The organism is Kitasatospora putterlickiae (assembly GCF_039527695.1).
Lineage (GTDB): Bacteria > Actinomycetota > Actinomycetes > Streptomycetales > Streptomycetaceae > Kitasatospora > Kitasatospora putterlickiae.
Genome location: NZ_BAAAKJ010000001.1, coordinates 1 through 4,982, shown reverse-complemented (window position 1 = coordinate 4,982; position 4,982 = coordinate 1). Strand labels below are relative to the sequence as shown.

Below are 4,982 nucleotides of genomic sequence, written 5' to 3'. Positions count from 1 at the left end.
CGTGTGCGGATCGGGTTCAGTGGAGGACCTCCGTGGTCCAGGCGTTCTCGTCGGTACCACGCGAGGTGACCCGGTCGAGCAGGCCGTTGAAGCCGCCGATCGAGGCGAACGGCGCCTCCCCGTCCATCGCGGAAACGCAGAGCTTGACCCCCTTGGAGCTCTTGCAGGCCTCCGGCACGTCCACGCTCGCGAGGAGGCTGTTCTCGCGGGTGACGCGACCGTTCGTCGGCGGGGCCGGCGTGGTGTCGGGGTGGGCGGTCACCGAGATCCACTTGCCGTTCAGCGTGAAGCCGATGGACGCCGTCCACGGGTAGCCCCCGGCGGCCTCGGGACCGTAGCCCAGACTCGCTGACGCCGGGGTGAGGCCGGCGGGCAGGCTTTTGATCCTGAAGGGCATGGCCACCGCCCGGGGCTCGGTCCGGACCTCGGTGGCGGCCTGCACCAGCACGTTCGCGACGTTGTCCGCGTCGCTCATGTACGAGGCGTGCAGCTCGGCCCAGCGGCCGTCGGCGAGCTTGAAGCGCAGCGTCCGGTCGTCGCCCACGCCGGCCGGGTTGCCCGGCGCGCTGCCGACCCAGTACGCCGGCCGACCGTTGATCGGGGTGGTGTCCACCCGGTACCGGAGGCCGCCCCCGAGGTCGAGCGGGGGCTCCACGCCGGGCGCGTGGACGGTCAGGAAGAGCAGCTGGCGATTGCGGTCGGTGGTGGTGTTCGTCTGCTTCGGGCCGATGGCCTTGGCCTGCGACGCCTCCGGCTGTCCGGAGAAGCCCTTGTCGTACTCGATGTCGTCGAAGCCGGCGGGCAGCCATCCGAAGGTGGCCTGCACCACGAGCGGGTCGTGGCCGGTGTCCGGGCCGACCCGGGGCCCGACGGATCCGGAGCCGGAGCCGGAGGCCGCCGCCGCGACGGTGGAGCCGGCGCCTCCCTCCGGCCAGACGACGCCCAGCGTGGCGGCGCCGACCGACACCGCCGTCACCGCGCCGAGCGCCGCCAGGCGCCGACGCAGCAGCCGGGACCGGCCGGTCCGGACCGCCCAGGCGGTGTCGGAACCCATGCCGGGCGCCGGGGAGTCGGCCAGCGCGGTGAGCTCGGCGGCCAGCCGCTGCTCGGCCGCGGAGAGCGAGGAGGAACCGTCGTACGGGTCGTTCACGATGTGATCCTTTCGGAGGGACCGGCCGCCGATGCGACGGTCTCGTGGTCGAGGAGCCGGCGCAGCGCGTGCAGGCCCCGGGAGGACTGGCTCTTGACGTTGCCGGTGGAGCACCCCATCGCGGCGGCGGTCTGCTCGACGGTGAGGTCGCAGTAGTAGCGCAGGACCACCGTGGCCCGCTGACGGGACGGCAGGGCGGACAGCGCTGCGCGGAGGTCGACCGAGACGTCCGGGTCCGGGACGACCGCCGCCCGTTCCGGGAGGGCCGCGTCGCGGCGGCGTGCCGACCACCGCGCCCACGGCGAACGCTGCTCGGCGAGGAAGGTGTTGACGAGCACCGTCCGCACGTAGCCGTCGAGGTTGTCCACCTTGGAAATCCGGCCCCAGCGCACGTAGAGCTTGGTGACCGACTCCTGGACGAGGTCGTCCGCGCGGTGCCAGTCGCCGCAGAGCAGGTAGGCCACCTTGCGGAGCCACGGCGCCCGAGCCGCGACGAACGCCGTGAAATCGGCGTCGCGGGTCTGCTTCGCCATTGATGGATGCTCCCTTCCGCCGGTGCCGCGGGTGCGGCACTCACCTCCCTGATGCGGGGAGTCCGGGGGAGGTTGCACGGCCCGTCCGAAGTCGTCGCTCCGGCCCGGACGTAGGCTTTCGGGCATGCCCAACGGCCGGTACTCGCTCCACGACACCCACGACCACGTCCTGCTCGGCGAGGAGCGGTTCAGCTGCGCGCCCGGCCCGGCCGGCTGGCGGTACGTCTCCAAGACGTACGCGCCGGACGGCCGCGTCCTCGGCACGGTCGACCTCACCCTGGACTCACGGGCCCGGCCGCTGCGGATGGAGCTGCGGGCCGGGGGCTGGCAGGTCCGCGGCGGCGCGGTCGACGGGGTCGCCTGGGTGCGGGCCGACGCGGCCGACCCGGCGGGCGAGCAGGCGGTGGAGGGCCACGACCGCGCCCACGGTTTCGCCGGGCGCTCGCCCGGGTTCCTGGTCGCCACCGCGCGGCTGCTGAGGCTGCGGGAGGGGGCGAGTGCGCGGGTGCGGCTGGTCGCGTTCACCGAGCCGGTGCTGGCGCCGCGCACCTTCGACCAGGGCTGGCTGCTGGAGGGCGTCGACACGCACGCGACGGACTCGGGGCCGCTGGTGGTCGAGCGCTACCAGGTGGCGGACCTGGAGACGGGCGAGCAGCAGGTGGTGCACCTGGCCGGGGACGTCGTCCTGGCGGCGGGCGGGGTCGAACTGGAGGAACTGGAATCGGCGCCGAACCCCTGGCCCGCCGGGTTCGGGTACGGCGAGGGGCCCGGTTAGACGGGGTCGGGCTTCAGGCGGGCGGGGCGAAGCCGGTGCCAGAGACCGGCGGGGCCGGAGGCGCCGGAGGAGCCGGCGGAGCGGCCGGGGTGCTCGGCGGGGTCGGCGCCCAGGCCTGCGGGGCCTGCTGCTGAGCGCCGGCCTGAGCGTGCGCCTGCTGCTGGGCCTGGGCCTGCTGGAACGCGTACCCCTGCTGCGCCCGGCTCCACTCCCGCCGCTGGCGCTCGGTCAGCACCGCGCCCAGGTACGCCGCCGGGTGGACCCCGTACGGCACCGGGTGGCCGGTGCGGGCCACCAGGTCGTCCGCGAGCCGGGCGGACATCCGGTGGGCGACGGTCTGGTCCAGCTCGCCGATCCGCCCGAGGAACTGCCGGATGGCCAGCCAGAGCGGCTCCGGGACGGCGGAGAGGTCCAGTGCCACCAGCTCGCCGCCGATCGCCTGCAGCAACTGCGGGTTCACCGGCGGCAGCGCGACCGCCGCCCCGCTCCCACCGGGCACCCGCTCGCGGACCACCAGCGTCCCCGCGAAGACGTCGCCCAGCCGCTTGCCGTCCGAGGACACCACCGAGCAGACCACCGCCGGCACCCCGAACAGCACGATGATCTCCAGGAAGCCGATCAGCCCGCGCACCAGCGAGTGCCGGAACCGCACCGGCCCGCCGTCGCTGCGCACCACGCGGAGCCCCAGGGCGGCCTTCCCCAGCGAACGCCCCCGGGTCAGGGTCTCGATCATGACCGGCAGCGCCACCAGGAAGAAGACGGTCAGCCCGATCGTCACGGCGGCGACCGCCGCCCCGTCCAGGTCGACCAGGATCAGGCTCAGCAGCAGGGTCGTCGCCACCAGGCCGGCGAGCTGCACGGTGAGGTCCAGTGCGATCGCGAGCCCCCGGCTCGGAAGCTTCGCCGCGCGCAGGCCGAGGACGACCGCCTCGCCCGTCACCAGGTCGCTCAAGACACCCGTCCGTTCCCGTCGGTGGTTCGTGGTCCGTGGGCGGGGAATCCGGCGGATCGGCCCCCACGATCCCGAGATCCGCCACCGTCAACATACGGGGCCACGAAGCCCGCCGGGAAGGGAGGTCCCGGGGGCCGCGACACCGTCCGGCCCTGGCATGCTGGGCCCACCTGTCCGCACCGCCCGACCGCGCGCCCCGCGCCGACCATGGAGCCGCCGCATGGACCTGGACGTCTTCGTCGCCACTCACCAGGGGGAGTGGGCCCGGCTGGACGCCCTCGCCAGGAAGCGGCGCCCGACCGGTGAGGAGGCCGACGAACTCGTCGCCCTCTACCAGCGCGTCACCGGACACCTGGCGAAGGTCCAGGCCGCCGCGCCCGACCCGACCCTCGAAGGCCGGCTCACCAGCCTGGTCTCGCGGGCCCGCGACGCGGTCACCGGCAGCCGGACCAGCGGCTGGCGGGACGTCGCCCGCTACTACATGGTGAGCTTCCCCGCCGCGCTCTACCACGCGCGCCGCTGGTGGATCCCGGTCGCGGTGCTCTCGCTGCTCGCCACCGCGCTGGTCGCCTGGTGGGTGGCCGGTCACCCCGAGGTCCGCGACAGCCTGGCCGCGCCGGACGAGCTCCGCGAGATGACCAGGCCCGGCGGCGCCTACGAGACCTATTACTCCGACCGCCCGGCGAGCTCGTTCGCCGCCCAGGTCTGGACGAACAACGCCTGGATCGCCGTGCAGTGCCTGCTCTACGGCGTGGTGCTCGGCCTGCCGGTGCTGTGGGTGCTGGCGAGCAACGTCCTCAACCTCGGCCTCGGGGTCGGGCTGATGGCGTCCGCAGGCCGGCTCGACACCTTCCTCGGCCTGCTCATCCCGCACGGCCTGCTGGAGCTGACCGCCGTCTTCGTCGCCGGCGGCCTGGGACTGCGCCTGGGCTGGACGATCGTCGACCCCGGCCCGCGTACCCGGGCCACCGCGCTCGCCGAACAGGGCCGCTCGATCATCGGCATGGGAATCGGCCTGGCGACGGTGCTGGCGGTGTCGGGCGTCCTGGAGGCGTTCGTGACCCCGTCCGGCCTGCCGACCTGGGCCCGGATCGCCATCGGCGCGATCGCGGAGGTCGCGTTCCTCCTCTACGCGCTGGTGCTGGGCCGAAAGGCCGCGGAGACCGGGGAAACCGGCGACCTGGATGCGGCCGACCGGGCGGACCTTCAGCCGGTCGCGGCCTGAGCCGGTGTGATCAACAGGCCTCTGAGCTGCTACTCTTCTCGCAGCCCAACAAAACCATTGACGTGGTAGGGGTGGGCTAGTAGGTTTGAACGGTTGGGACCGACTGGACACCAGTCAGGCTCAGGCGTTAGTGTCTACGACACCGCCGAGTCGAGGCGAGTGTGCTTCATCGAATGCGCACCCTCTCCGACAAGGTAAATCCCGGAACTGAGCACACCGAAGGCTTTGATAGGCTTCGGAGCGAGGTTGAAGGAAATCCCCCCAGCGGGAATCGGATGAATGAAACTCCGGAAAACGGAGCGGAAAACATCTGGTAAGCTGGAAACACGAAAGAACGAAGCGCCCGG

6 protein-coding genes are annotated in these 4,982 nt (G+C 73.1%); 2 read left to right on the top strand and 4 right to left on the bottom strand.

Annotated elements, in window-relative coordinates:
• Nucleotides 1-16: 16 nt before the first annotated feature.
• Nucleotides 17-1,150, bottom strand: a complete 1,134-nt coding sequence (locus ABD308_RS00030) for a hypothetical protein (protein ID WP_344321658.1) — start codon at nucleotides 1,148-1,150, stop codon at nucleotides 17-19.
• The gene (locus tag ABD308_RS00025; protein ID WP_344321653.1) at nucleotides 1,147-1,683 is read right to left on the bottom strand and encodes a SigE family RNA polymerase sigma factor; all 537 of its coding nucleotides are present in this window, start codon (nucleotides 1,681-1,683) and stop codon (nucleotides 1,147-1,149) included. The genes ABD308_RS00030 and ABD308_RS00025 overlap by 4 nt, the downstream gene beginning before the upstream one ends.
• Nucleotides 1,684-1,807: 124 nt before the next feature.
• Between ABD308_RS00025 and ABD308_RS00020 the strand changes: the two genes are divergently transcribed.
• Complete coding sequence (locus tag ABD308_RS00020) at nucleotides 1,808-2,458, top strand: hypothetical protein (RefSeq protein ID WP_344321646.1); 651 nt, start codon at nucleotides 1,808-1,810, stop codon at nucleotides 2,456-2,458.
• Between the two features lie 13 nt (nucleotides 2,459-2,471).
• Here the strand turns inward: ABD308_RS00020 and ABD308_RS00015 are convergent, their stop codons facing one another.
• A complete protein-coding gene (locus ABD308_RS00015; RefSeq protein WP_344321639.1) occupies nucleotides 2,472-3,410 on the bottom strand; it encodes an RDD family protein in 939 nt (312 codons plus the stop codon).
• Nucleotides 3,411-3,630: 220 nt separating this feature from the next.
• Here ABD308_RS00015 and ABD308_RS00010 point away from each other — a divergent pair, with 220 nt between their 5' ends.
• Entirely contained in the window at nucleotides 3,631-4,635 is a 1,005-nt protein-coding gene (locus ABD308_RS00010) for a stage II sporulation protein M (RefSeq protein ID WP_344321631.1), read from the top strand.
• A gap of 134 nt (nucleotides 4,636-4,769) precedes the next feature.
• Here ABD308_RS00010 and ABD308_RS00005 read toward each other — a convergent pair.
• Nucleotides 4,770-4,982 (bottom strand): hypothetical protein (locus ABD308_RS00005; protein ID WP_344321623.1); only part of this gene is annotated, 213 nt, incomplete at its 5' end.